This is a genomic window from Hydrogenimonas cancrithermarum, assembly GCF_030296055.1.
Lineage (GTDB): Bacteria > Campylobacterota > Campylobacteria > Campylobacterales > Hydrogenimonadaceae > Hydrogenimonas > Hydrogenimonas cancrithermarum.
Genome location: NZ_AP027370.1, coordinates 1,832,316 through 1,858,621 on the forward strand (window position 1 = coordinate 1,832,316; position 26,306 = coordinate 1,858,621).

Consider the following 26,306-nt stretch of genomic DNA (forward strand, 5'->3'; position numbering starts at 1 on the left):
ATTGTAAGAGTAGCTGTGTTTCCACCACAGATAATTCCACTCGAAAGTTTGAAAAACAGTTTTATCCTTGAGGGAGGAGTAAAACGTTTTCCAAATTTTCTCTATGGAGACAAGGACTTCTTCGGTTTCGATGATTGTATGGTTCATGGTTGGGATGATCTCTCTTTTTTATATTTTGTCATATAAATTTGATAGAAAAGAAGCGCAAACCAAAACGTGGTGCCTTCGTATCCGTTGATGCCGAACAAGTGGGATTCGAAAAGGCCGCTGAGAAACGGATATAGAAGCATGATGAGAAAAAGATCGTTCCGAGGTTTGAAAAATATGGACTTTCCAATATAATAAACGAGTGTCAACAGCAAAAGCATTCCGAAAGGGACTCCCAGTTGGATGAAATTGCCCAGAAACGAGTTGTGTGGATTAGCCGCGAAAGCGTTGTCCACGCGTAAAATTCCTGAACGCATGACGATATTGTCCGAAAGGTGGGCATAGTGATCCAGACCGTGTCCCTCTATGGGTTTTTCTTTTATGGAGAGAAGCCCGAGTTTGAACTCGAGATCCCTTCCTGCAAGAAGGTCATTTTTTTTGCTAGTGGAGACGAGACGGTCGATGCCTGTCGTGAAACCGTAGGAAGAGGTGATTTTGTTGATGCCAAGCATCATTACCAGCGCCATAAAAATCACCGCTATCTTTTTGTAGGAAAACCCATCTTTCAGTAGATAGGCGAGGACGAGCCCTCCCAATGCGTTTCGGGAACCGCTCATGAGAACCAATGCAATAAAGAAAATGAGAAGAGATGTCTTTTTCAAACCTGGCTTGAGATAAAAGAGGGCGATACTGAATGCAAGAACCGCTAAAAAACCCAATGAATTCGTATTGTCGAAGGGGCCGCTGTAGCGGGTTCCGAAATCATGGTTCGTCAACACGCCCACTACAAGTATAAGAGTACTGATGACGAGCATGATTATAGGATAACGCTTTTCGACATAGTCGTAGTTGAAATAGATCGTGGCCATGATCATGCCGAAAATGGCGATTTTCGAAAAAAGGTATTGTATGCCGAAAAAAGAGTGATCAAAAAGTATCCAGTAGCAGGCATAGATGGCGATGATGATTAAAACGAGAAGAAAAGATTTGTTGAAAAAGAAACTCCTGTTTTTCAATAGCAGTACGAAAGTGTAGATGAGAGAGAGGCCGATTATCAAATACAAAATTGAATAGAAATGAAAAGGCAAACTGGTCTGTTCCAAAACCTGAAGTGTCCAGAAAACGATGAAGAGATATTTTGTATAAAAATTAAGCATCGGTAACCTTCGAAAGGAATTCCGATATAAAGTTGTCGATATTTAGATCATATGGTGTTAGGGAATGCTTTTTTTCGAGGTGCCAGCAAATGAGGTCGGCCAGTCTCTTTTCATCATGCTTGGGGATCAGTGAAAAGGCTTTTTCCTCTTTATGAAGCAATTCTTCGATTCCCTGATTCTCGACAGCTATAATGGGAACTCCAACTTGCAACGCTTCGGTATAGACGCATCCCAGTGCTTCATAGTAGGATGGTAGCACGAAAAGATCCAAGGAGTTGTAAAAGGTATTGAGTTGTGTGTGGTCTATCTCTTTTTTGAATTCAACATACTTTCCAAGTCCGTTTTCTTCAACGTACGATAGGCAAGATCCCAGTGTGGGGCCGCTTCCGACGAAGACGACTTTTATATTGTCGATACATCTTCCTTTTAGCAAAAGATTCAATGCCTTGAGCAGTGTCATTTGGTCTTTTATTTTCCAGAAATTACCGATACACCCGATTGTAAAGAAATCGCTCTTTTTTCTATTTTCTATTCTATAAAACTTGGAAGTGTCTACACCATTGTAGAGAACATATGTGTTTTGGTTGCAAAATCCTTCTATTTTTTTGAGTTCATCGACAACTTTCTGACTGACTCCGATATTCAGGTTTGTGCCGTTTGTCGTTTTCAAAAAACGTCTCTTTATGAACTTTCCATTCCACTCTTTGAGCTTTCCCCCGAGTATTCTACCGTTGCGTAGCTGCATAACATCCAATCCATGGTGTTGGACGAAATTTTTTATGTTGTGTTCTCTGCCCAAGTCGGCAGCCAGTGCTCCGGCGGGGTACGCGACATGCGCGTGAATAAATGCTATCTGTTCAAAATCGATTTTCACTACCTCTTTTAAAAATTTTTTCAAACGTATTAAATTAATCTTATGAAACAGACCGGGCAGTGTCGAGGAGGGTAGATCGAAAACTTTAAAATTGAAAACTCTGACTCCCTGGTACACATATTCGGCAGGGGTATTGTCAAATATGGAAACCACTTTTACGACAACTACTTCGAAATCCCCTCTTCGCTCTATCGATTTGACCTGATCATAAATATAAGGGCCTACGAAATGTATATCGCTCGGGAAGAAAGGAGTGATTTCGAGATAGATATTTTTCCCCTGTTTTTTCATCAACCTTATCGACCCTTACAGAAATTTTGTCTTTAATTGAAAGACCAGGCTTTCAGGCAGAATTTCGTCATAATCGAGCGTACCTTCGAAACTCTCCCCTTTATCGTAAAGTTTGAGACGATGTAAACCTGGATACCATATAACGGGCATGCGCCCAAGATAAGATGCCCACATGCTGAAAGTGGAAGCGGAAGCTACAAGTACCGGGCTTTTACTCAACGCCAGCAGATCCGCGATTGCCGAACCGTAAAAGCATCGTTTGGTCCCCGGCAGAGACAAAATATCTTTGAGTTCTTCATCCGTACCATCCGAAAAGATATTGACCGGGACATCACTCCCGATGGCTTTTCTCAAATTTTCAATTACGTTGATATACCACTTTAGAGGCAGACGATAATTCCAGCGGCCTTCTCTTAAAAATGCGTCGTTTGGTGCAATGGCGAAGTCTCCCATCCGAATATGAACACTTATCCCATCCGCTTCGAAGCTCTCCACTGCTCGTTTATGATGTGGCATGACGATTTTTAGAAGCTCTTTTTTGATGATCGAATGATCTTTTAAAATCGGATGAAAAGATCTTTCCAGGCCTTTGAAGACGATCACTTTCGGTCTTAGGCTTTTCTCTTTCATGGCTTCGATGGCATGGTTTTCATCCACTTTCTCAGCCAAATGAAGAAGAAGAAACTTTTTCAATCCTCCGATTTCGCGCTCTTCGAACAAGTCGTTGTAAAACCGTTTGTCGAACTCTCCCCGAAGAATTGGACCGAGTTTGATGGTTTTCCATGTGCTGTTGATGCGTTTTAGGTTGTGTTTTTTTGCAAACGCTACGGATCTCGCCCAGGGGAAAAGCAGGTTTCCAAGTCCGGGACCGCCCAGGCGGAAACCGAAACTCTCTCCGCTGCTGAGTGATGCGAAAGTGTAAACAGATGAATCCATTGATTGGCCTTTTTGGAAGAAAAAGTTTAAAACTGTTTGATATAAATGATATATTTGACTAATTTAGATCTGTAATTATAACGAAACTCGGTTAAATCAGCCATATGGCGATAATCCCCTTTTGAAATGAGCGATAGCTTTTTGTCTTTTTCTTTCAGGACTTCTTCAATTCCTTGATTTTTGACGGCGACAATCGGCACACCCGTTTGCATGGCTTCGGTGTAGACACATCCAAAGGCCTCATAGTATGAAGGGAGTACGAAAAGATCGAGAGAGTTGTAAAACTCGTTGAGTTGCCTATGATCCACCTCTTTTTCAAAAACGACCATCTTGTCGAGTCCATGCTCGGCGATATACTTTTTGCATGATGCCATTGTCGGTCCACTACCTATGAGGCGGACTTCTATATCTTTGATCCCCCGGCATTTCAGTTCGTAAACGGCTTTCATCAATGTCATATGATCTTTAATCTCAAAAAAATTTCCAATACAGCCAATCAATCGTAAATTGGCTATTTTCCTTGGTTGGTAATCTGTAAAACTTTTGCGTATCGACACCGTTGTAGAGAACATACCGACTGGGGTTTGAAAACGCTTTCTCTTCCAACAGCTGGTCGAGAACTTTTTGGCTGACGCCGATGTTGAGGTCGGCTCGATTCGCGATATCAAGAAGTCTCTTTTTCATATATATGGCATTGAGCTCTTTCAAGAAGCCTTTTAGGATACCGACATTCAAAAGTTGGAAGACATCGAAGCCGTGATGTTGTATCAATGATGGGATGCCAAACTTTTCTCCAAGCGTTACGGCCAAAGCGCCTCCCGGATAAAGTGTATGTGCATGGACAAATGCGATATCGTCGAAATCTATACCGACAATGTTCCGAATGAAACGTTCGAGTCGTAAAGCATTGAGAGAGTGGAATATTCCAGGAAGTGTCGACGAAGAAAGATCGATCACTCTGAAGTTGTAGACTTTGATGCCCTGGTAAAGATACTCCTGGCAATCGATTTTAAGATAAAAAGGGTGAACCTTTATAATGATGATTTCATACTCACCATTTCTTTCAATTGCTTTGACCTGATCGTAAATATCCGGTCTATAGAAACGTGTAGGCGTGGGGGAAGGGGTCAGCTACAAATAAATTTTTTCATTCTATTTCTATTCAAAGAACTTTTTTTAATTCAGAAATAATGAGTTTGGCATGTGCATCGGCATCATAATGGTGATCTGTGGGAATTTTATTTTTCAATTCCTGTATAACCAGACCATTTTTACCCAATGACTGGTTATCAAGATTTATCATATCGATATGATGCTCTTTACAATAGTTTTCAATAGCTTTGTTGAATTTCAATGTCAACTTTGTTCGATCCAGTTGAGATGCTTTTACTTCTTTTCTAGCGTGTGCCACTTCTCCTTTCGATTTTTCGTCGATGGTTGGCAGTGGAGTGCTGATGACTATTAACTTGCTCCGTGCTGCAAGCCGGGAAATAAAAGCGGTATATTTATCAACAGCTTGATGAAACATCTCTTCTACTGTTGTGTTGTATTTTGATGCACGGTACCAAATTACAAACCCGGTATCAACCTCACCGAGCATAATAATGATTTTATCAAAATCTTTTTTTGCAACGGTATCATTGAAAATATTGTAAGCTTGGGTTTTTGACCGAGGATTCTCCAAACCAGATGCTGTAGCCCCACCTACCGATACTACTTGGAAATATTTGAATGGAAAATGTAACATAAAGCGAAAATTGTGAAAAACCGTTACATGTGAATCTCCGAGAACCAATATCGTTTCTCGTGCCAACTTTTTGTGAAAAAATCTTACGACAGTGGAAAGTTTGGATAACAGTTTTTTCATTATACTTCTTTCATTTGTTCTCTTTTATTGTTTTAATAATAGCCATAATTTTTTTATAAAAAGGCAACCAATAGGCAAGGGGAACCAGTAAACCTACCCATATATAATCAAATATCGAATATTTGTATGGAAAAGTTCGAAAACCGAAATAATAGATTACTCCGATTGTAGCGATGAAAATAAAAAGGGAATATTTTTCCCATGGTGTAAAACCGAATCTTTTTTTTATAAAAAAAACATGAAAACTGTTCACCAGGAAAGAGGACACCGTACTTATCCATACTGCGGCGATAAGTCCAAACTCTGAAATGAATATAAGCGATGACAATATGAGAAAAATTGTGTTGCCAATTTTGATTTTGATCTCATCATTTTCCCATCCTCCCATTAACAATAGCATTCCCGAATTTCCTACAAACAAGTTGTAATAACTACCTAAAATCAGTACGGCAAGAGCTAATGTATAGTCTGATACATGGTGACCGTAAAGGGAAAGGATGTCGTGCGAGAAGAGTATGAGAAGGACAATGAACGGTGCACTGACAATATTGATGACAAATGTTGTATCTTTGAACAACATTCCCAGTTTTTCTATTTCACCGGCGGCGTGATATTTCGAAATAACGGGAGCAAAAACCGAGTTGAGATTGTTTAGCAAAAAAGCCGTCAAACCTCCCAGTGTTCCAAGAATGGCATAGATCCCTATATCGGAAGCCGGTAAATAAAGACTCATAATTAAACTGATGGTATAACCGCCTGCGATCCCGATAAGCGCATAAAAATACATTTTTTTCCCATAATCGATGATTTGTTTATCTTGTATAATCTCTTTCATTGGAAATGGTTTAAAAAAAGTAAACTTGGAGGTGTCGAATTTTTTGGTAAGAAGGTATAGAACTATCAATTGTGTAATAAGTTCTATAAAAATAAAATAATAAATACTGGTTGCGAATGAATAAATTATAAAAACCGATAATGCTCGCAATGTAATCATTACAAATGTACCATATAAAATTATTTCACGTATCTTTAAAAGGGATCTGTATGATGCTGACATTATACTTTGGTATAAGCTCAGCGGGATATAAAAGGCTGAAAACATGATCACTAAAGAGAGAAGCTTGTCGTGATCGTGAAAAATCAGAGAAATTTGATTATGGAAGAGAAACACAAGCAGTGCGACAATGCTTCCGATACCTAACAAAAATTGCAAGGAAAACGAAGCGAGATTGGAAGCTTTTTCATATTCTTTTTTTTCAATATATGCAGGGAGAAAGCGTAAAAGCACCTGAGGAATGGATAATGCAATAAAAGCAGTTATAGTTGAGATAACACCCATAGCTATAATATATTTGCCGTATCCTTCCGTTCCAACGGCATTGATAAGATAAATTTTTAGAAAAAAACCGACAACAAAACCATAAATAGAGCCAATCATACTCCAGCTGGCTTGTTTGAGAATCATTGAAAGCAAGGGTTGCCTTGTATTAGAAAATTTTTAAAAACTGTAATCAAATAATTTCAAATCTTGTTTGTAAACACTGACCACTTTTTCTATCATTTGCGGCGTATAAATGTCTCTATAATTTTCTCCTTTTTTATCTTTGCTTTTATTGAGGTGTTTCAGCTTTTCTCCGGTTCCAATTTTATGTCTGATTTTTTCATAATCTTCGTTGAAATTTTCGAAACGTCCAACGAAATTGACCATAAGATTTTTGTTTTCGTCATAAAGATATTTGTATTGTGGTATGAAATGAACCCATGAATCGGCATTTTCAGGTGTCAACCATTGCATGACGAATTTCTCGAAAGTATCATACGGTTTGAGAGTGGTTTCACCAAACTCTTTGTCCATTGCATTCATTCCGCCTTTCTTTAAAAAGGAATAAGCGGAAAGCAGACGATCGAAAGGATTTCTCACAAATGTAAATTTGAAATAATCATTATAGTTCTCTTCGCCAAAAATCCATTTAAAATGTTTATATGTTCTGTGACCGATTCCTTCAGCTTGATCACCGTACAAACTCTTGATGATCGAAATCCCTCCTGCTTTGGGAATGTGAATAAATATGCTCCGTGTTTCGTCAAAGCGTTTGTAAGTATTGCCAGGAGTTTTGCGTAAATTCTGATGGTATTTATATTCTTGCCAATGATGATATTTTTCTTTAATCTCTTCTGGTAAAAGTTTTCGTAATACAGGTATAATCATTTTAAATTTCCTTTATATAACGATGAACCAAGGGTTTAAAAGCTCCTTCTTGTTGTAAACAAGAGGAGCTTTAGATGCTAAATTTTCAATGTTGAATGTCGGATCGTATCGATACGTCATTTTCCCTGCTTCGCGGACGATGGCATCCGCAGCCGCCGTATCCCACTCCATCGTCGGAGCGAGACGCGGATAGATATCAGCACTGCCTTCGGCGACCATCAGCAGTTTCAAAGAGGAACCCTTTGAAATGAATGTTGAATGTTGGATGTTGGATGTTAAATTATCAATAAACTCCTGAGTTTCCTGATTGAGATGGGATTTTGACGCGACGATTTTTAATGTTGAATTTTTAATGTTTAATGTTGAATTTTCAATAGGTAGTTTTTGTGCATTTTTTAAATTTTTTTCATTCATCATTAAGCATTCATCATTCATCATTATCTTATACGCTCCTTCCCCTTTTTTGGCATAATAAAGTTCTCGGAGTGCCGGAGCATAGACGACGCCGAGCACCGGTGTATCTTTGTGAATCAGGGCGATGTTGATGGTGAATTCGCCGTTTTTTTTGATGAACTCCTTGGTCCCATCAATGGGATCGATGCACCAATAGTGCTCCCACTCTTTGCGCTCTTCGTAGGGGATGTCGCGTCCTTCTTCCGAAAGGATCGGCAGAGCCGATATTTGTGTTCCGTGTTCCGTGCTCCGTGTTCCGATTTTTGATAGGCCTTCGGAAATAATCTCGTGTGCTTTTTTGTCGGCTTCGGTCAGGGGGGATTTGTCCTCTTTGTATCCGACCTCGAAATCTTTTTCGTAAATTTCCATCACGGCTTCGCCGGCTTCGAGTGCGATGGTTATGACCTCCTCGATGGCGATGGCATCGAGAAGTCTCTCTGGTGTCTGGTGTTCCGTGTTCCGATTTTGATGCACTATATTCCTCATCCGTGATTTAGATAGTCGTTTGTCTGCAGGTAGTCGATGATCCGTTCGACACAAATTTCTAGTGGAATTTTATCGTTTTTTATATAAATTTCGGGTTTGACCGGAGGTTCATAGGGCGATGAGATACCGGTAAAATGTGGAATCTCTCCGGCTCGGGCTTTTTTATAGAGTCCTTTGGGGTCGCGCTGTTCACACACTTTAAGCGGTGTATCGATAAAGATTTCGATAAACTCTCCTTCTTCGACGAGATTTCTGACACTGTCGCGGTCACTTTGAAATGGAGAGATGAATGCCGTCAGCACGATAAGCCCGCTGTCGACGAAGAGTTTGGCAACTTCTCCGATACGGCGGATGTTTTCCACGCGGTCGGTGTCGCTGAAGCCGAGATCTTTGTTGAGTCCGTGGCGGATGTTGTCGCCATCGAGCAGATAGGTGTGTTTGCCCATCTCATGGAGTTTCGCTTCCACGGCGTTTGCGATGGTGCTTTTGCCGCTGCCGCTTAGACCGGTGAACCAGAGGATGCAGGGCTTTTGGTATTTCAGTTTTGCCCGCTCTTCTTTGGTGATGCGATGATCGTGCCAGACCACATGCTTATTTGACATAGTTCCTCTTGATGTATTGAAAGATTCGTTCCGCCGCTTCGTCCGGATCGGTTGTTTCCGTATCGACGACGATTTCGGCATGTTGCGGCTCTTCGTAGACGTCGCTGATGCCGGTGAAGTTTTTGAGTTCACCCTTCAGGGCTTTTTCGTAGACCCCTTTGTAGTCGCGCCTTTTGCACGTTTCGATGTCGGCTTTGACATAGACGACGACATTGTTCTTTACCATTTCACGGATGATTTTGCGCGACTCTCTATAGGGCGAGACGAACGAAGCCACCGTTGAGATGGAGTTGTTCTGCAGTGTCTGGATGAGATGGCCGATCCGTTTGATGTGATGGTTTCTATCTTCTCTGGTATATCCGACATTGGGAATGAGCTCGCGGATATCTTTCGAATCGATACGCTCAAGCGGTATGTCGAGTTTTTGAAGCTTGTCGTAGACCTTGTCGGCAATCGTCGTTTTTCCGCTGAGCGGGAGTCCCGTGAACCAGAGGTTGAACGGTTCGATGCGCTTTTTGCCGAACCGTATACGCTGCCACACTTTTTCATGCCCCCAGTAGAGTGCCACTTTGAGCACCGTTTCGATCAGGCCGGCGGCGATGGCCATGTCAAGCCGGCCGAAAAAAACGTAGACGATGACGATGGTCGTGCCCGTCGCCACGAATCGCCAGCTGATCCCTTTGACGACCGAGCGGGTGTTGGTCTCTTTATACATGGCACTTCCTATGGAAGCGCGTGCTACGAATTTTTAAAACACCATTCGTAGCATGTAGCCCGTAATACGTAGTACGTAGCACTAAATGGCCTTGCATCCCCACTCCGGGTAGAATTCGCGGATATAGGCGTTGAGCGCTCTTTCCGCTTCGGTATAGACGCGCTCTTTTTTCCGCCGGGCCGAAACCCCCGCGATCATGCCGGCGGCGACGGTGTTGTTGGTGATCTTGTCGATCAGAATAAACGCACCCGTGCGCTTGCTCTCTTCGTACATATCAAAGGCAACTTTTTCGCTCAGGTCGATCTTCACGCGGGCGATATCGTTGAGATCGAGCGTTTTCGTCGCGATCTTCTCCCAGCTGTTGACATCGCGTTTGAACATGATGTCGCTGACGGTGGCGTTGGCCTCTTTGGCGTAGAGTTTGACGGTATATTCTCTGTTCTTCAGTGGCTCCTCGTCCATCCAGACCATCATCGCCTCGAAGCTGTCGCTGAAGTAGGGCTCCCGCTCGCCTTCTTTGACGATCAGGTCTCCGCGGGAGATATCGATCTCGTCGTCGAGTGTGAGCGTGACGGCCAGCGGCGCGAACGCCTTTTGGGCCGTCTCGATGCCGTCTTTGTTGGTTTCGGGATTGAGCGGGGGGACGATGGTTTTGACCGTGGTGCTCTTTTTGGAAGGGTAGACGACAATCCTCTCCCCCTCTTCGATCGTGCCGGATGCGATGGTGCCGGCAAACCCGCGGAAGTCGAGGTTGGGGCGGTTGACATACTGGACGGGGTAGCGAAACGCTTCGAATTCGCTGGTTTTGATTTCGACGGTGTCGAGATATTCGAGCAGCGGTTTGCCCTCATACCACGCCATCTTTGAAGAGGCATCGACAACATTGTCGCCTTTAAGCGCCGACATCGGGATAAAGTCAATCGTCTGGTTGAAGTTTTTATAGGGCAGGGAAAATTTGAGCTGATCGTACATCTGTTTGTAGTCGCTTACGATCTTGTCGTAAACTTCCCGGCTGTAGCCGACCAGATCCATTTTGTTGATCGCGACGACGATGTTGCGAATGCCCAGCAGGCTGACAAGAAAGGAGTGGCGGCGCGTCTGGGTGAGCACACCTTTTCTGGCATCGATGAGAATGACGGCAAGATCGGCGGTACTCGCACCCGTGACCATGTTGCGCGTGTACTGCTCGTGGCCGGGTGTGTCGGCGATGATGTATTTGCGTTTATCGGTCGAAAAGAAGCGGTAGGCCACGTCGATCGTGATGCCCTGTTCGCGTTCGCTCTGCAGGCCGTCGATGAGCAGGGCGAAGTCGATCTCTTCGTTTCCGACGGTTCCGTACTTTTTCGTTTCGTTTTTGGCCGCGGCGAGCTGGTCTTCGAAGATCATTTTGCTGTCGTAAAGCAGCCGGCCGATCAGCGTCGATTTTCCGTCGTCGACACTGCCGCAGGTGATGAAACGAAGCATCTGCTTGTTTTCGTGCTCCTTGAGATACTTTTCGATATTGTCTGCAATCTTTTCTCTGCCCATTAAAAGTATCCTTCGATTTTTTTCTTCTCCATCGACCCTTCCTGATCTTTGTCGATCAGGCGCCCTTCGCGTTCGCTGCTTCGGCTCAGCAGCATCTCCTGGATAATCTCCGGCAGTGTCGAAGCCGTCGATTCGATGGCTCCGGTCAGCGGGTAGCAGCCGAGCGTTCGGAAACGAACCATCTGCTTTTTCGCTTTTTTTCTCAACTCTTCGGGCATACGGTCGTCGTCGACCATCACTTTGGCCCCTTCATACTCGACGACCGGCCGCTCTTTGGCGAAATAGAGCGGAACGATGGGAATACCCTCCAGATAGATGTATTGCCAGATATCGAGTTCGGTCCAGTTTGAAAGCGGGAATACGCGTACGCTCTCGCCTTTGTGGATTTTTGTATTGAAAAGATTCCAGAGTTCGGGGCGCTGGTTTTTCGGATCCCAGCGGTGGTTTTTATCGCGGAACGAAAAGATGCGCTCTTTGGCACGGCTCTTTTCCTCGTCGCGCCTGGCACCTCCGATGACGGCGTCGTAGCCGCCGGCATTGAGTGCTTGCTTGAGCGCTTGTGTCTTCATGATGTCGGTGTGGACTTTGGAGCCGTGGATGAAGGGGTTGATGTTCATTTCGATCCCTTCGGGATTGGAGTGGACGACCAGGTCGACGCCCAACTCTTTGACCCGTCTGTCGCGAAATTCGATCATCTCCTTGAATTTCCAGAGGGTATCGACATGCAGAAGCGGAAACGGCGGTTTGGCGGGGTAAAAAGCTTTCATGGCCAGGTGCAGCATGACCGAGCTGTCCTTGCCGATGGAGTACATCATGACCGGGTTGGAAAATGTCGCCGCAACCTCTCGAAGGATGTAGATGCTCTCGGCTTCGAGTTGTTTGAGGTGGGTGAACCGTTGAGTGTCAGTCATATTCAATTCCTAAAGGTGGTGCATTGTTTTTTGAAACAGATTATATCTGTTTTTCATTGTAAAGTTCCTCAATCACTTTTTCCCACTCTTCGATCACGACTTTCCAGTCGAAACGTTTGGCGAGTTCTATGGCGTTTTTTGAAGCTTTGGCAAGTTCGTCCGAATGTTTTCGCAGGTGACGGATCGTCTTTTCCATCTCTTCGAAAGTGTGCACGACGTAACCATCTTTTCCGTGGGTTATCCACTCGTCGGCTCCGTAGTCGTCATAGACCAATGAGGGGACACCGGCGGCCGCGGTCTCGAGTGTTACTTTCGGAAAACCTTCGGAACGGGAAGGAAAGATATGCAGATCCATTTTTTTCAAAATTTCGGCGAGCTGTGAATGCGTGAGCGTACCGAGATATTCGACATTGGAAAGATTGTTCTCTTCGATATAGTTTCGAATTTCATCGAGATCCTCCCCGTTCCCTGCCATGTAAAAATCGAGTTCCGGAAAACGTTTTGCCAGGTCGAGAAAATCGAAAACCCCTTTTCTCTTTTTCATTCGACCGATGAAAATGACGTTTTTAAGGCCGGTAATCTCTTTGTTCTCGTTCAAAAAGGTATCGGTATCGGTTCCGAGATATAAAATCTTCTCTTCCGTTTTAATGCCGTGACGCTCTTCGTTGTAGTTTTTGAGAAACCTGGTGATAGAATATACTCTATTGTAACCCAAGAAAGAGCGTTTGAACGCTTCGTAAGTGGTTCCCGACTCCAGAATTTGGCCCAACATCTCGTCGCCGTAAATACCCTCGACAGTTCTAAAGCTCTTCTTTCCAAGGAGTTTCAACCAAAACTTGTTCCATCCACATATCTCGCCTTTGGGAAGATAAGCTACGTCGCACTGAATGATTCCCCACAGGTATCCCAAATATTTGGAAATTTTATGCGGATAGAAACATCTGAATGTTTTGATGTGGGAAGTTGATTGAATCGGTATTTTTCCCGAGTAGAGCGTTAGTGAAAAAATTTCGAATCTCTTTTTGTCCAGGTGATTGGCAATCGCAAGACAGTTGAGATTTTGGGCATTGGTAAAATTGATGTATCCACCAAGAAAAACTCTGATTTTTTTCATTTTCATTCTTTCATCAGTTTCAAGAATTTTGTTTCATCGAGCGGTGAATAGAAATGCTGGAACCACATGAACACTTTTTTTGCCTCTTCAAGATATTTGCGTTCGCTGGAGAGATACTCTTTTATCTTTTGGATAAGACTCGACTCGTCGAATATACCCAGTGGGTAGCGGTAGTCATCGATAAAGAAACGGGGGTCAAGCAAGTCGTTTTCCCATAACAGCGTAGGAATGCCTTCCGCCGCCGCTTCGAATGTCGTTGTGGAATGGAATGTGAGATGAAGTGAGCACTGCTGCAAAGCGTCCGAAAGAGAGCCTTTATATAGATGTGTAAAAGGATATCGAAACAAAGCGCTGTCATCGATATCGTGAGAAAAACGTGGGTGATGTTTTAGAAGCAGGGTAATACCGCTGTCGATGAAAAAATCTTGGTATGTGTCGAAAAAGTGGACTATTTTCTCGAGAAGCTTGTTGTTCAAGATAGGGTTCGGGTCAGAAAATTGAAGGGAGAACAAAATGCTCTTTTGCGCGAAATGATTTCGAAAATTTCCCCTAATGCGCTGTCCAATGACAAAGGCGTGATCGAGATAATACCCTTTTTTGTCTGCACGACACAAGACATCTTTGAATCCATCTCCGTAGAGAAGTACGTTGGCTTTGTTTCGCTCGATATGTTCAGCCGCCGTTTCGTTTCGAATATAGCCTGAATGCGAAGATGTGATGACACCGTGTTGATAATCGTAGAGACAGGCCTCTTTATCGATGCTCCGAAAAAAACCGAGCATACTGTTGGAAAGAACGATGTAGTTTTTGAAACGAAACTTTCTGAATAGAAGCGGCTTGAGTTTCTCTGCGATGTACCATTCGCGATGCTGAAACGACTCGAATTTTTCCAAAGAAACGATTTTACGGAAAATCAATATAAGAAAAAGTGGAAAATCAAACGGGACCGCTTGGTTATTGCGATCCGTTTTTTTCTCAAAATCGGGCTCCTCGAAAATGATGTAACGTAGATCGTTTCTTTCACAAATTTCGTAAAATGGCTCGAAAAACTCGTTTTTGCCATTTTCCCCGCGGTTGAAGTGTGTAGGGTAGTAGAAGACGATATCGTACTCTCTTCTGACAAACATGTTTCCAACGAAGAAAAAAAACGATTGGAGCATATGTATCATAAACTAAATCCGTCATCCACGACGATGTTCTGTCCGTTGACGTACCTGCTCATATCGCTCAGCAGATAGATCAGTGTGCCTTTCAGGTCACTCTTTTCCAGCATGCCCTTGGAAAGGCACTGCTCTTTGTAGGCTTGGAGAAAAGGTTCCGGCTGGTTGTCCAGTATCCCTCCCGGGCTGATGGCGTTGACCCGGATGTTCAGCCCTTTGAAATACTTCGCCATGTACTTCGTCAAGTGTATCAGGGCGGATTTGATGGCTGCGTACTCCACCGGCATCGTCATCTTCGTATTTTCGTAAATCTCGAATTTCGGGGGAATGACTCCGTAGATGGAGGATATGTTGACGATATTTCCATATCCTTGCCGTTTGAAATAGTTGGCGAACTGCTGAGAGGTGAGAAAGTATCCTCCGAGATTGAGCCCCACATTTTGTACAAAGTCCTGATACTCTACATCGAAAAAGTGGCGGCCGTAGTTTTTATTCCTCGGGTAGGCGTTGTTGACGAGAGCGTCGATTCTGCCATGTTTTTTCGAGAGATAGTCCAGACACTTTTGCAGTGATTCTTTGGATGTGATATCCATTTCGACGGCATCGATTCTATCTGTTCCGTACATTTCACAGAGTTCGGTTTTGACCTCGTTAGCCCTCGCAGGATCGATGTCGGCGATGATGGCCGTTCCTTCGTTTTCGACGACGGCTTTGACGAACTCCTGTCCGATGAGTCCGGCTCCTCCGGTAATGACGACGACATTATCTTTCAGCATCTTTTTTCCTCATCAAAAATTCGACGAATTCGAAGTCGAGTTCCGTATCTACATCGATCGACCTCTCCTCCGGCATAACGTACAGCCCCGTCTTTTCCAGGAAAAGCGTCTCGTTGTTGAGCAGAGCCTCTCTCTTCCAGATATAGATGGATGCATTCATGTCGTAGGTTTTGGGAGCGTCCTGCCGCCTCAGTACCGCTTTGTCGAGTGTTTTGGAGAGTTTGACTTTTCCGTCGGATGTCCTCTCTACGAGATTGAAATAGGGGCTTCTTCGTGAAGGCATGGCGGTTATGAGGTTTTCATAGTCGTTTTCGACGAACATGTTATAGGCATTGACGATATCGGAAGCATCCCGAAGCGGTGATGTGGCATCGAGATCGACGAGCGCATCGAATCGAATGCCGTAGTGCGCTTCGGAACGCATAAAAGCGTCTTTGATGACATCCAATTTTCCGGCCGTATCGCTCGCCAGTTCCGGAGATCTCTTGAAAAAGACTTCGGCACCGTATTTGACGGCGACTTCGGCGATGGCGTCCGAATCGGTACTTATGACGATATGATCGAAAATGCCGCTTTCGATTGCCTGCTCGATAGTATGGGCGATCAGGGGTTTGCCTTTCAGTGGACGGATGTTTTTGTCTTTGACACCTTTTGAGCCACCCCGAGCGCAGATGGTGCAGAGAGGTTTATTGGTCATAAGTATCCTTTCGAACGTAATCGCCGGCTTTTTCTATGAGTTCCATCGTTTTTATCCCTTCGTTGTAGGTGCAGAGGTTTTCGGCATCGCCACGGATAATCGCTTCATGCATTTTTCGATAGGTGTCGTTACGGGCCGTCTCTTTTACAATGGTTTCACTCGTACCTCTTTCGTCGTAGATACGCAGCGAGGATTCGACGAGGTTGGCTTCCACCGTCATCTCATCGGTATGAACGACGATCCTGCGCAACGGAGTTTTACTCAGGTAATCCATGGTTATGTTGAGAATGGTGCCTCTTTCCGTTCTTCCTATGGCGGTAAAGATATCGTCGGAAGAGATTTCCAGATTGGAGATCTTGTCGTTGATCGAGGAAAACGTGACGATATCGCCGAAGAGAAAGGCGGCATAGTCGAGTTCGTGACTCAGGTCCCGCAGAACCCCTCCACCTTTTTGTAAAGAAGCGCTGTAGGAGTCTCTGTAATCTGTTCCTGGGCGCCAGGTTGGAAGGTATTGACCGGTGAGAATGTTGACATAGAGGATCTTTTTGTTTTCGAGTATGGTGCGGAGCGCCTCTATGATGGGATGAAATCTCAGGTTATAGGCGACGAATACACGGTTGTCGTGGATATCGAGAGATCTGTTGCGACAAAAAAGAGGCTTTTCCACAAGGATTCTCTTTCCGTTCACATGGTTCACGACATGTTCGAGTGTATCGTAGTGTTTCGAAGTTTCGTTTGCGATAACGATATAATCGTAGGGATCGAACGTTTCGATATCGTGAATGGACGAAAAACGTTTTCCTTCGAGGTCGATGTTCTGTCTCGAAACGAGATCGATACTTTCGATCTCTTCGAAATCTTTCAGGATTTCGTTGTGACGCCTGCCGATGGAACCGAATCCGACTTGTAGCACCCTCAACTGAACACCTCGAAATACTCTCTGTTGGCTCTTTCGTACTCCTCCATCTGCCCAATGTCGAGCCAGTATTCCCGAAGGGGGAACGAAATGGCATTTTCACCCCGTTCGATGAGCTTTTCGAAGAGGGTAGGCATGTCGTAATATTCGTCTTTTGGAATCAAATCGAGATACTCGGGGTTGAGCATGTAGATACCGGCACTGACGAAGAATTTGTGCATCGGCTTCTCCTCGATCGACTTGATGCGTCCATTTTCGATGTGGACCACGCCGTAGGGGACTTGGAAATGGTATTCGCGTACGCACATACTGGCCGCGGCTTCGTTGTCGAGGTGGTACTGGAGCATGTTCTCGAAGTTGACGTTGGTGAGCAGGTCACCGTTCATGATGAAAAAAGGCTCTTTGGGCCGCTCTTTGAGCAGGCTCAGTGCTCCGGCTGTCCCCATACGCTTGTTCTCCAGAATATATTCGATTTTGACGCCGAAACGGCTTCCATCTCCGAAGTAGTCACGTATGATATCGGCCTTGTAGTTGACGCACATCACGATATCGGTAAAACCATGTGCGGCGAATCGCTCCACGATGGTCTGCAAGATCGGCTTGCCACCGACATGAAGCATCGGTTTGGGGGTCGTTTCGGTCAGTGGGCGTAGGCGTGTTCCAAGGCCACCGACCATGAGAACGACTTTGTTTGGATACTTTTTGGGCTTGAGCAGTTCGTCGAGCATCGCGATGCCGACGACGCGTCCTTCATTGTCGAGGATCGGGACCTGATAGATTTTTTTGGTCGTACAGATGTTGATGATGGAGTCTTTGCTCTCGTCTACGGAGACGACGGTCGGCTCCGTAAAGTAGACCCCTTCGATGGAGTTTTCGATGGATTTTCCGTTGAGGATGGCCCTTCGGATATCTCCATCCGTAATGGTTCCCAGCAGATGGTTGCGCTCATCCACGACGAGTGCTATCTTTACGGCACCGCTGTCGATGATGCCGAGCGCCTCTTTGATGGACGCTTTGGGCGAGAGTTTGATGGCATCGATTTTTTTCATATTTCGCTCTTTATGTCGTAAAATGATTTGACGGTCGAGAATTCCGTATTCTCGAGAATTCGTACGATCTTTTCGGCGCTGTCACCGCTGCCGTAAACGTTCGTCACATCTTCACAGTGTCGAATGAACGCTTTCGACAATGCCCGGTCGATGGCTTTTCCCACCTCTTCCACACTGCAGTCGATCGTGTTGGTACTTCGCAACCGCCCTTTCTGCCGGTCGCCGATGTTGACGACCGGTTTGCGGAAGCTGGCGGCTTCGATGATGCCGCTGGAGGTGTTGCCTATCAGCAGGTCGGCATACTTCATCGCCGCGAGATAGCGCTTCTGGCCGAGGTTTTTGACCACTTTGAAGCGTTTTGGGTCTTTGCGGCAGAACGCTTCGATCGCTTCGTTGACGATGTGCCCGCCCTCGTCGGCGTTGGCGTAGGTGAAAAGGGTCGACAGTCCGCTGTGTTCCAGTTGCTTCAGGATCGTTTCGATATCCTTTTTCGTATCGCCGGGGGAGAGGGTGACGGGGTGGTAGGTGAACAGAGCGGTTCGCGGGCCGAAGTGCCACTCGAGTGAAGCTTCCAGCTCCTCTTTCGAGGGCAGAGGCATCGAGAGGATGTTGTCGATGCCCGGCGCACCGACGGTGAAGACGCGTGAAGGCTCCTCCCCCATCTGGATGATACGCCGCCGATAGGTTTCGGTCGCGGCGAAGTGCAGATGGCTCATCTTCGTGATCGCATGGCGGATCTGTTCGTCGACGGCCCCTTCGGTCGTTTCGCCTCCGTGGATGTGCCCGATGGGTATGTTCATCAGCAAAGCGGCCGTCGCGGCGGCGAGGGTTTCGTAACGGTCGCCGAGCAGCAGCACGATGTCGGGCTTCAGCCGCCGGTAGGCATCTGACAGAAGCAGCGTCGCCATCCCCGTCGATTTCGCGACGGAGGATTTCGTATCGGCGCACAACAGGTTTTCGATCGTTTCGTCGACCCTGAAGCCGTCCTCTTCGATCTGGCGGATCGTCAGGCCGAATTGCGGTGCGAGGTGCATCGTCGTCGCGATCAGCTGAAGTTCGAGCCGATACGACGCTTCGATCTTTTTCATGATGGGGTAGAAGAGTCCGTATTCTGCCCGTGTTCCGGTGACGATACACACTCTACGTCTATTCATATCGGCTCGTCCGTTTCATACGTTTTTTGGGCGGTTGTCCCGATGATTTCATCCCATCGCATGGGACTCATGCCGTTACCGGGACGTTTGATGGTCAGATTCTCTTCCGTGAAACGCTCTCCCTTCGCGATCGGCCTTGCCGCGACGATCGACTTTCTGGCGACTTCCATATTCGGTTTTTCGCTGGGGCTCGGCTTTTTGATCCCCGTGCCAAGCGCCTTTTCGATGTTGCGAATCGCTTCGACCATCGCACCGAGTTCATGGGGTTCCAGAGAGGCTTTGTGGTCGGGTCCTTCCATCGTTTTGTCGAGAGTGAAGTGTTTTTCGATCACCTTCGCTCCCATGGCGACGGCGGCGATATCGACTTCGATGCCGAGGGTATGGTCACTGTAGCCGACATCGCATTGGAAGGTGCAGGCGATGGTCTGCATGGCTTTGAGGTTGACATCCTCCATCGGGGTCGGATACATCGTATTGGCATGCAGAATCGTAATTTTCTCTTTCGGGGTGCCGGCAGATGTAAGGATGTCGAGTGCATCTTCGATTTCGCCGATATCGGCCATCCCCGTCGAGAGAATGACCCGTTTGCCCAGAGAGCCGATATGGCGCAGATAGGGAAGATTGGTGATCTCTCCGCTAGGGATCTTGAAGATTTCGAGGCCGAGGCCATGAAGGAGTTCTATGCTGTCGTGATCGAACGGTGTCGAGAGGAACATGATCTCTTTTTCTTGGCAATAGGCGATCAGCTCCTTGTGGGTGTCGACATCGAGTTCGAGCTTTTTTATCATTTCGTACTGCGATTCGGACGCGTCGGTCGTCTCCTGCTGGTAAGCCGCTTTTTTCGCCGCCCTGGAGACCAGTTTCCGGGCTTTGAAGGTTTGAAACTTCACGGCATCGGCACCTGCACCGGCTGCGACGTCGATCAGCTTTTTTGCCAGTTCGACCGAACCGTTGTGGTTGACTCCCGCTTCGGCGATGATGAAGACTCTATCCATTGTCATGACCTTTGAAGAGTGTGCCCGCTTTGATGAAATCGAAGGGCTTCGTTTCGACATACTCTTTGCTTACCGCGTTGCTTCCGATGAACGTTCCGATTCTCACCAGCGTACCGCCGTTGAGAATCGCGCCTGTCGAAATATGGCAGTGTGCCTCGACAGTCGCGTCGTGTTCGACGAGGGCTTTGGAGTTGACGATGCAGTTTTCCCCTATCATGGCTCCCGCGTTGATCAGTGCATGGTGCATGACGACGCTTCCTCTGCCGATTTCGGCATGTGGCGAGACATAGGCCAGCGGAGAGACAACGGTCGCGATGTTGTCGGTATGTCGTTCGATCCGCTCGAAAATTTCGATCCGGATCTTTGGCGATGCGATCTGCCCCACCGTGACGAGAAAATGGTACCCCTCGGCAGCCAGCTTTGGAATGTCGCTGTCCGTTCCGACAATCTCGTAGCCAAGAACCGTTTCACCGACCATTTCGGGGCGGTCGAGAATGCCGGCGATCGTGTAGGTGCCCTCTTTTTCGACCACATCGATGACGGCTTTGCAATGCCCCCCGCCGCCTGCGAGGATCAGTTTTTCGTTCACGGACGTACTCCACTGGGAATGTTGACGACCCGCTCTTCGAGCCACTGGGCATTTTCGAGCGGTGCGCACTGCGCCTCTTCGAACATGGCGAGCCGGTTCATCAGGCGCCAGATAGGCCGCGTCATGACGCCGGCGTCGTTGCTCTCTTTCAAAAAAGCGTCTCTCGCGTCGCTGTTTTCGAGCACGACGGCGTTGAGCCAATAGTTGCTTTTCGCGTTTTCCGGTTCGCCGACGAATGCGATTTCCGGTTTTTGGGAAAAGTGTTTCCGGTAGGTTTCCGCCGTTTGACGCTTGTTGGCAAGGATCTCCTCGAGTTTCTCCATCTGTGCGCAGCCGAGCGCCGCGTTGAGATTGGGGAGGCGGTAGTTGTAGCCGATTTCGTCGTGGATGTATTCGTACGGATGCGGCACCTTGGCAGTGGTGGTGATATGTTTGGCCCGTCTGGCCAGCGCTTCGTCGTCGGTGACGATCATGCCACCGCCGCCGGTCGTGATGGTTTTGTTGCCGTTGAAGCTGAAAGCGGCGATTGTGCCGAAGGTGCCGGTATGACGCCCTTTGTACCAGCTTCCAAGGCTTTCGGCCGCATCTTCGACAAGAGGGATACGGTAGCGTTCGCAGATTTCGGCGATAAGATCGATACGGCAGGGATGGCCAAAGGTGTGCATCGGTACGACGGCACCGATCTTTTTGCCCGTCGTTTTGTTGACGCAACTGCCGTTTCGCATCGTCGTATGCTCTTTCAAAAACGCTTCGAGACTTTCAGGACTCAAACCCATCGTCTCTCTGTCGACATCGACAAAGAGGGGTTTGGCGTTACAGTAGCTGATGGCGTTACATGTGGCGATGAATGTCAGTGGCTGGGTGATCACTTCGCACCGCTCGTCGACACCGACAAGTTTGAGGGCGACATGCAGTGCCGCCGTGCCGTTGACAGTGGCGACGGCATACTTGGCTCCTGTAAATTCGGCGACCATCGCTTCGAACCGGTCGACGAATTTTCCGACACTGGAGACGAAAGTCGAGTCGATACACTCGTTTAGATACGCTTTTTCATTGCCCAGAAAAACCGGGGCATGCAACGGGATGAAGTCGTTCGTATCGTAAAGCGAGCGAATGAATTCGATGGTGTCTCGATACTTCATCGATCACATCTTCTCATCGAGATATTTTCCCGTCTCTTTATGCCCGAAATCGGGAATCATTCTGAAAAAGAGTTCGACGATCTGCTCTTTGGTCCAGCGGCCCGCTTTGCGGTAGCTTTTGATCGTCTCTTCGAATTCGTTCAGCAGGGCATCGTCATAGATGGGGTCGTTTTTGATGATACCGAGATTTTCAAAGCGCTCCATGTCGAGGACTTCCTTGTCGGTGAAAAACTCTTCGAAATCTTTTTCACCCGTCGTGTCGCTTTTGGTGAAGAGGCAGGGCCATTTGCCTTGGTCCGGAAGTATTTTCGCCAGCTCTCTGGCTTCATCTTCACTCTTGCAGAGGTAGGGTTCGTACCCCAGATTCTCGAGGTATTTGACGGCGATGTCGGCAAAGGAGATCAGATGGAGCGCTTCGGAGAGTTTCGGAAAGAAGATATCGCGGTTTTCGCCGAAGATGCAGCTCATCAGGCAGAGTTCTCCCGATTCTTGAGGGGTGACGAAATAGCGTTTGATATCGTTGGGGGCGACGATGGGCTGGCGTTTGGCGATACGCTGGTTGAAGCCGTGCAAAAGGGACCCGTCTGAAAATGCGACATTGGCGAACCGTGCCGTGGAGATCTGTATCTCGAGGCTTCGGCGCATCAGGAACATCTCCATGATCCGCTTGCTCGCACCCATCATGTTGACCGGATTGGCCGCCTTGTCGGTCGAGACACAGAAATACTTTTTCGTCCCCTTTTCGATCGACTGGCGAAGCGTCTTGTCGGTGTTGAAGATATTGACGTCGATCATGCGCATCAACGTATAGGGATCTTTTTCGCTACGGACATGTTTGAGGGCCGAGAGATTGAGCACGTAGTCGTATGCACCGTCGGACCGGATGAAGGCGTCGTAGATGTCGGAGCCGATATCGAGGGCGAAGGTTTTGAACTCGCCATCGATATAGCCCAGAGAACTGCGGATATCCCGAACGAGCTCGACCATGTTGTTTTCGCTGATGTCGACGACATGCAGCTTTTTCGGATTTCGTTTGAAGATCTCTTTGGTTACGGCCTGGCCGATCGAACCGGCTCCGCCGATGACGAGAAACGAGGAGGAAGAGACGATCTCCTTCAGCTCCTTTTCGTGCGTTTTTATATCATCCGAAAAGAGCGCTTTGTCCCGCCCGATCAAATGTAGTATGTTATTCATCGGTTACAACTTTTATATAGGGTTTAAAATATGTTACGAGTGTATCGTATGCTTTCGATTGCATGTTTTTTGTCCAAATCCACTTTTCAATGACCGTTATTTTAACGAAATTAAGATTAAACAAAATCTATATAAATTTCATTTTATTTAAATAATTATATAATTGTCGCAATCTATGTGCACAATTAAATCAAAAAATTAATAAAAGGCTTATGCATTGAAGGAAAAAATCGAGAAAATCATCGTCGAAGCCTTGGAGGACATCAACGACGAGTTGGAAAACGAAAGTTTGGAAAGTCCCACATCCGAAACGAAACTGTTCGGAGAGGGCGGCGCACTCGACAGTCTGGCATTGGTTTCGGTCATCACCGATATCGAAGAGGCGGTGCACGATGCGTTCGACAAACACATTACGATCGCCGATGAAAAAGCGATGAGCATGAAACATTCACCTTTCAGTACGGTCGGTACGCTTACCGCCTACGTCGAATCTCTTCTGGCCGCGTCCTGAACATGAAAAACGAAATCATGCTCATCACCGGTACGAGAAAAGGTATCGGCCGTTATTTGGCGGAGTATTATCTGGATAGAGGGTTTACGGTTATCGGGTGCAGCCGCGGAGAGAGTACCATAGAGAATGAAAACTATCGTCACCACCGGTTGAATGTCGCCGACGAGGAGAGCGTCGTCGATATGGTCAGGGGCATCCGCAAAGAGTTCGGGCGTATCGATGTATTGTTGAACAATGCGGGTGCGGCGTCGATGAACCATTTCGTCATAACGCCTTACAAAACCGCCAAAGAGATGATGGAGACGAACTATTACGGAACGTTTCTCTTCTCCAGGGAAGTCTCCAAGGTGATGCTCAAGAAGAAGTATGGCCGTATCGTCAACTTCGTCAGCATCGCGGCACCGTTGCAGGTGGAAGGAGAAGCGGCATATGCGGCCAGCAAGGCGGCGGTCGAAAATTTGACGAAAGTGGTGGCGAGAGAGGTCGCCGAATACGGTATTACCGTCAATGCACTGGGTGCGACGCCCATTTGGACCGACATGATCCGCAACGTTCCCAAAGAGAAGGTCGATGCACTGCTTGAGCGGCAGGCGATCAACCGACTGGGGGAGATGCGGGACGTTTCCCAGCTTTGCGATTTTCTCATCGATGAAAAGAGCGACTTCATCACGGGGCAGGTTATCTATCTGGGGGGCGTGAGTTGACCATGCCCGGGCAGGCTTGGATTCTCGACCATTTTTCGAAATTTTCCAATCGTACCGCCGTCATTTCCGACAATCGTGCCTATACATACGGCGAATTGTCGAAAGCGATAGAGGACTATCTCGCTTTCATCGAAGCACGACGTATCGAACCGGGTGAAGTCGTCGCGATCCACTCCGACTACACGTTCGATGCCATCGCACTTTTTTTTGCATTGAGCCGCAATAAAAACATTGTCGTTCCGATCGTTTCCGAAACTCCGGAGGAGGTGGAGAAACGCTTGGCAAGTTCGGGGACGGATTGGATAATGCAGAGAAGGGATGGAGGCTTCGAACTTCGAAAGAGAGATGCGGATAGTAGAGATATTTCCTATATCGAAAATCTGAAAAATCGCGGCCATTCCGGTTTGATCCTCTTCAGCAGCGGTTCGACCGGTGAACCCAAAGCGATGATTCACGACCTGGACAATCTCATCGATTCTTACCGGGGAAAAACCCCAAAAGCACTCAATACGCTGGTCTTTTTGACCTTCGACCATATCGGCGGGATCGATACGATGATGCGGGCATTCGCGATCGGCGGAACCATGACGATTCCAACTTCGCGCCAACCCGAAGCGGTATGTGAAGAGATTGAAAAGCATGGAGTCAATGTGCTTCCCGCCTCTCCGACCTTTATCAACCTTTTGCTAATGAGCGGTTTGCACCGGAAATACGATTTGAGCTCGCTCGAAATCATCGCTTTCGGTGCCGAGCCGATGCCGCAGCCTCTTTTGAAAAGGGTGCGGGAAAATTTTCCCCATGTCAGATTGCAACAAAAGTTCGGAACGAGTGAAACGGGGGCCATAAAGATAAGAAGCGATGAAGCGGGTTCGCTTCTTTTCAAGATCGACGATCCGAATGTCGAGTACAAGATCGTCGATGGCGAACTTTGGCTGAAAAGCAAAACGCAAGTCCTTGGATATTTGAATGCCTCGATGCAAAACTTTACGGAAGATGGGTGGTTTCGCACGGGTGACCTCGTGGAGCGGATGGAAGATGGCCGTCTCAAAATTATCGGAAGAAGTACCGAGGTCATCAATGTCGGGGGAGAAAAGGTGTTTCCTTCGGAAGTGGAAGCCGTTTTGCTCGAAATGGACGAGGTTGCCGATGCGATGGTTTACGGCGAAGAAAACCCGATTACCGGGCAGGGTGTGACAGTGGATGTGGTACCTACCGGTGGGCAGGATAAACGGGAAATGAAAAAGTTGATCCGCAAATTTTGCAAAGAGAGATTGGACGGTTACAAGATTCCAAGCAAAGTCAATATTGTAGATAAAACCAATTTCGGTGATCGATTCAAAAAGATAAGGAGAAAATAGTGGAAAAAATCTGGATTAACGATGCTTGGATGGAGTACAGGGAGACCCCTTGGGATCGACAAAGTTTCGGAGTACAGACCAAAGAGATCATGGCGGTGGAGTATAGCAACGAAGAAGATCTCGCCATGCTCGTGGAGGAGTTCGAAAAGACGCTCGAAGAGGAGGCGCTCGTCTATTTCCGATGCGACTCGAACGATTTGACGGTCAAAAAGGTGATGATCTCCAAGGGTTACTACATCGCCGAATGCTCATGCCTGATGAAATTGGCACGTTTCAAGAAAATCGACTTTGGAAAAATCTACAAAAACGACCTGCCGCTCGACACGCATTACGATGAAAAAGATATCGAGCAGCTGCAGGAGATCGCGCGCGAGAGCTTTCATTACAGCCGGTTTCACGAAGACCCTTTCATCGACCTGGAAAAGGCGAAGCGGCGTTACGAACACTGGATTCTCGATCTGATCGACCAGGGAAAGGAACTTTTTCTCTATCGCAGTGGTGACGAGATCATCTCTTTTCTCTTTTACGAAGTCATCGACAACAAGGCCAACCTGATTCTGGGCGGCAGCAAAGATGGTTACGGTATGATGACACTCTATTTCTTCTCCACCATTTTGACCCATTTTCAAAAAATCGGTATCAAAAAGGTCGAGGTAATGATCTCGGCATCGAACCTCGGTATCGCGAATACCTACATCAAGTTCGGCTTTACCGACCAGATGACGTTTTTCGACTATCACAAGATTTTCAAAAAATCGTGACGCTTCGAGGA

General features: G+C 46.8%; 28 protein-coding genes. 4 read left to right on the top strand and 24 right to left on the bottom strand.

What is annotated here, in order from left to right:
- Nucleotides 1-143: 143 nt before the first annotated feature.
- The 24 genes from QUD54_RS09480 to QUD54_RS09595 all read right to left on the bottom strand — a co-directional run bounded on the left by QUD54_RS09480 (nucleotide 144) and on the right by QUD54_RS09595 (nucleotide 22,961).
- Nucleotides 144-1,304, bottom strand: a complete 1,161-nt coding sequence (locus QUD54_RS09480; protein WP_286336490.1) for an O-antigen ligase family protein — start codon at nucleotides 1,302-1,304, stop codon at nucleotides 144-146.
- Nucleotides 1,297-2,469 (bottom strand): glycosyltransferase, encoded by a 1,173-nt coding sequence (locus QUD54_RS09485; RefSeq protein ID WP_286336491.1) that lies wholly within the window; start codon nucleotides 2,467-2,469, stop codon nucleotides 1,297-1,299. Before QUD54_RS09485 ends, QUD54_RS09480 begins: the two co-directional genes overlap by 8 nt.
- A gap of 15 nt (nucleotides 2,470-2,484) precedes the next feature.
- A complete protein-coding gene (locus QUD54_RS09490) occupies nucleotides 2,485-3,405 on the bottom strand; it encodes an alpha-1,2-fucosyltransferase (protein ID WP_286336492.1) in 921 nt (306 codons plus the stop codon).
- 26 nt (nucleotides 3,406-3,431) lie between these two features.
- Nucleotides 3,432-3,977, bottom strand: a complete 546-nt coding sequence (locus QUD54_RS09495; protein WP_406600563.1) for a glycosyltransferase — start codon at nucleotides 3,975-3,977, stop codon at nucleotides 3,432-3,434.
- A complete protein-coding gene (locus tag QUD54_RS09500; protein ID WP_286336494.1) occupies nucleotides 3,877-4,362 on the bottom strand; it encodes a glycosyltransferase family 4 protein in 486 nt (161 codons plus the stop codon). The genes QUD54_RS09495 and QUD54_RS09500 overlap by 101 nt, the downstream gene beginning before the upstream one ends.
- A 205-nt stretch (nucleotides 4,363-4,567) precedes the next feature.
- Nucleotides 4,568-5,272: an SGNH/GDSL hydrolase family protein gene (locus QUD54_RS09505; RefSeq protein ID WP_286336495.1), complete on the bottom strand. Its 705-nt coding sequence runs from the start codon at nucleotides 5,270-5,272 to the stop codon at nucleotides 4,568-4,570.
- A gap of 10 nt (nucleotides 5,273-5,282) precedes the next feature.
- Nucleotides 5,283-6,737 carry an oligosaccharide flippase family protein gene (locus QUD54_RS09510; RefSeq protein WP_286336496.1) on the bottom strand — a complete coding sequence of 485 codons (1,455 nt, stop codon included), beginning with the start codon at nucleotides 6,735-6,737 and terminating at the stop codon, nucleotides 5,283-5,285.
- A 33-nt stretch (nucleotides 6,738-6,770) separates the two neighbouring features.
- Entirely contained in the window at nucleotides 6,771-7,481 is a 711-nt protein-coding gene (locus tag QUD54_RS09515; RefSeq protein WP_286336497.1) for a sulfotransferase family 2 domain-containing protein, read from the bottom strand.
- Nucleotides 7,482-7,493: 12 nt separating this feature from the next.
- Nucleotides 7,494-8,420, bottom strand: a complete 927-nt coding sequence (gene cysQ / locus QUD54_RS09520; RefSeq protein ID WP_286338038.1) for a 3'(2'),5'-bisphosphate nucleotidase CysQ — start codon at nucleotides 8,418-8,420, stop codon at nucleotides 7,494-7,496.
- Nucleotides 8,417-9,022 carry an adenylyl-sulfate kinase gene (gene cysC, locus QUD54_RS09525; RefSeq protein ID WP_286336498.1) on the bottom strand — a complete coding sequence of 202 codons (606 nt, stop codon included), beginning with the start codon at nucleotides 9,020-9,022 and terminating at the stop codon, nucleotides 8,417-8,419. Before cysC (QUD54_RS09525) ends, cysQ begins: the two co-directional genes overlap by 4 nt.
- Complete coding sequence (cysC, locus tag QUD54_RS09530; protein ID WP_286336499.1) at nucleotides 9,012-9,737, bottom strand: adenylyl-sulfate kinase; 726 nt, start codon at nucleotides 9,735-9,737, stop codon at nucleotides 9,012-9,014. The genes cysC (QUD54_RS09525) and cysC (QUD54_RS09530) overlap by 11 nt, the downstream gene beginning before the upstream one ends.
- A gap of 81 nt (nucleotides 9,738-9,818) precedes the next feature.
- On the bottom strand, nucleotides 9,819-11,264 hold the full coding sequence (cysN, locus tag QUD54_RS09535; protein ID WP_286336500.1) for a sulfate adenylyltransferase subunit CysN: 1,446 nt from the start codon (nucleotides 11,262-11,264) through the stop codon (nucleotides 9,819-9,821).
- Nucleotides 11,264-12,175: a sulfate adenylyltransferase subunit CysD gene (cysD, locus tag QUD54_RS09540; protein WP_286336501.1), complete on the bottom strand. Its 912-nt coding sequence runs from the start codon at nucleotides 12,173-12,175 to the stop codon at nucleotides 11,264-11,266. The genes cysN and cysD overlap by 1 nt, the downstream gene beginning before the upstream one ends.
- Before the next feature lie 40 nt (nucleotides 12,176-12,215).
- Nucleotides 12,216-13,289 (bottom strand): glycosyltransferase family 4 protein, encoded by a 1,074-nt coding sequence (locus QUD54_RS09545; RefSeq protein ID WP_286336502.1) that lies wholly within the window; start codon nucleotides 13,287-13,289, stop codon nucleotides 12,216-12,218.
- Between the two features lie 2 nt (nucleotides 13,290-13,291).
- Complete coding sequence (locus QUD54_RS09550; protein ID WP_286336503.1) at nucleotides 13,292-14,182, bottom strand: hypothetical protein; 891 nt, start codon at nucleotides 14,180-14,182, stop codon at nucleotides 13,292-13,294.
- Between the two features lie 272 nt (nucleotides 14,183-14,454).
- On the bottom strand, nucleotides 14,455-15,225 hold the full coding sequence (locus QUD54_RS09555) for an oxidoreductase (protein ID WP_286336504.1): 771 nt from the start codon (nucleotides 15,223-15,225) through the stop codon (nucleotides 14,455-14,457).
- Nucleotides 15,212-15,922 carry an acylneuraminate cytidylyltransferase family protein gene (locus QUD54_RS09560; RefSeq protein WP_286336505.1) on the bottom strand — a complete coding sequence of 237 codons (711 nt, stop codon included), beginning with the start codon at nucleotides 15,920-15,922 and terminating at the stop codon, nucleotides 15,212-15,214. The genes QUD54_RS09555 and QUD54_RS09560 overlap by 14 nt, the downstream gene beginning before the upstream one ends.
- The gene (locus tag QUD54_RS09565; protein WP_286338039.1) at nucleotides 15,912-16,835 is read right to left on the bottom strand and encodes a Gfo/Idh/MocA family protein; all 924 of its coding nucleotides are present in this window, start codon (nucleotides 16,833-16,835) and stop codon (nucleotides 15,912-15,914) included. The genes QUD54_RS09560 and QUD54_RS09565 overlap by 11 nt, the downstream gene beginning before the upstream one ends.
- Before the next feature lie 2 nt (nucleotides 16,836-16,837).
- Nucleotides 16,838-17,887 (bottom strand): nucleotidyltransferase family protein, encoded by a 1,050-nt coding sequence (locus QUD54_RS09570; protein WP_286336506.1) that lies wholly within the window; start codon nucleotides 17,885-17,887, stop codon nucleotides 16,838-16,840.
- Entirely contained in the window at nucleotides 17,884-19,041 is a 1,158-nt protein-coding gene (neuC, locus tag QUD54_RS09575) for a UDP-N-acetylglucosamine 2-epimerase (RefSeq protein ID WP_286336507.1), read from the bottom strand. The genes QUD54_RS09570 and neuC overlap by 4 nt, the downstream gene beginning before the upstream one ends.
- The gene (gene neuB / locus QUD54_RS09580) at nucleotides 19,038-20,036 is read right to left on the bottom strand and encodes an N-acetylneuraminate synthase (RefSeq protein ID WP_286336508.1); all 999 of its coding nucleotides are present in this window, start codon (nucleotides 20,034-20,036) and stop codon (nucleotides 19,038-19,040) included. Before neuB ends, neuC begins: the two co-directional genes overlap by 4 nt.
- On the bottom strand, nucleotides 20,029-20,625 hold the full coding sequence (locus QUD54_RS09585) for a NeuD/PglB/VioB family sugar acetyltransferase (protein WP_286336509.1): 597 nt from the start codon (nucleotides 20,623-20,625) through the stop codon (nucleotides 20,029-20,031). The genes neuB and QUD54_RS09585 overlap by 8 nt, the downstream gene beginning before the upstream one ends.
- Nucleotides 20,622-21,767, bottom strand: a complete 1,146-nt coding sequence (locus QUD54_RS09590; RefSeq protein WP_286336510.1) for a LegC family aminotransferase — start codon at nucleotides 21,765-21,767, stop codon at nucleotides 20,622-20,624. The genes QUD54_RS09585 and QUD54_RS09590 overlap by 4 nt, the downstream gene beginning before the upstream one ends.
- 3 nt (nucleotides 21,768-21,770) lie before the next feature.
- The gene (locus QUD54_RS09595) at nucleotides 21,771-22,961 is read right to left on the bottom strand and encodes a UDP-N-acetylglucosamine 4,6-dehydratase (protein WP_286336511.1); all 1,191 of its coding nucleotides are present in this window, start codon (nucleotides 22,959-22,961) and stop codon (nucleotides 21,771-21,773) included.
- Between the two features lie 217 nt (nucleotides 22,962-23,178).
- On the opposite strand from QUD54_RS09595, the gene QUD54_RS09600 reads away from it, so the two are divergent.
- Genes QUD54_RS09600 through QUD54_RS09615 form a run of 4 tightly spaced genes read left to right on the top strand, consistent with a single transcriptional unit; the run spans nucleotide 23,179 to nucleotide 26,295 of the window.
- Nucleotides 23,179-23,472, top strand: coding sequence for an acyl carrier protein (locus QUD54_RS09600; RefSeq protein WP_286336512.1), 294 nt, complete (start codon nucleotides 23,179-23,181; stop codon nucleotides 23,470-23,472).
- 2 nt (nucleotides 23,473-23,474) lie between these two features.
- A complete protein-coding gene (locus QUD54_RS09605; RefSeq protein WP_286336513.1) occupies nucleotides 23,475-24,176 on the top strand; it encodes an SDR family NAD(P)-dependent oxidoreductase in 702 nt (233 codons plus the stop codon).
- Between the two features lie 2 nt (nucleotides 24,177-24,178).
- A complete protein-coding gene (locus QUD54_RS09610; protein WP_286336514.1) occupies nucleotides 24,179-25,534 on the top strand; it encodes a class I adenylate-forming enzyme family protein in 1,356 nt (451 codons plus the stop codon).
- A complete protein-coding gene (locus QUD54_RS09615) occupies nucleotides 25,534-26,295 on the top strand; it encodes a GNAT family protein (RefSeq protein ID WP_286336515.1) in 762 nt (253 codons plus the stop codon). The genes QUD54_RS09610 and QUD54_RS09615 overlap by 1 nt, the downstream gene beginning before the upstream one ends.
- The last annotated feature ends 11 nt before the right edge of the window (nucleotides 26,296-26,306 follow it).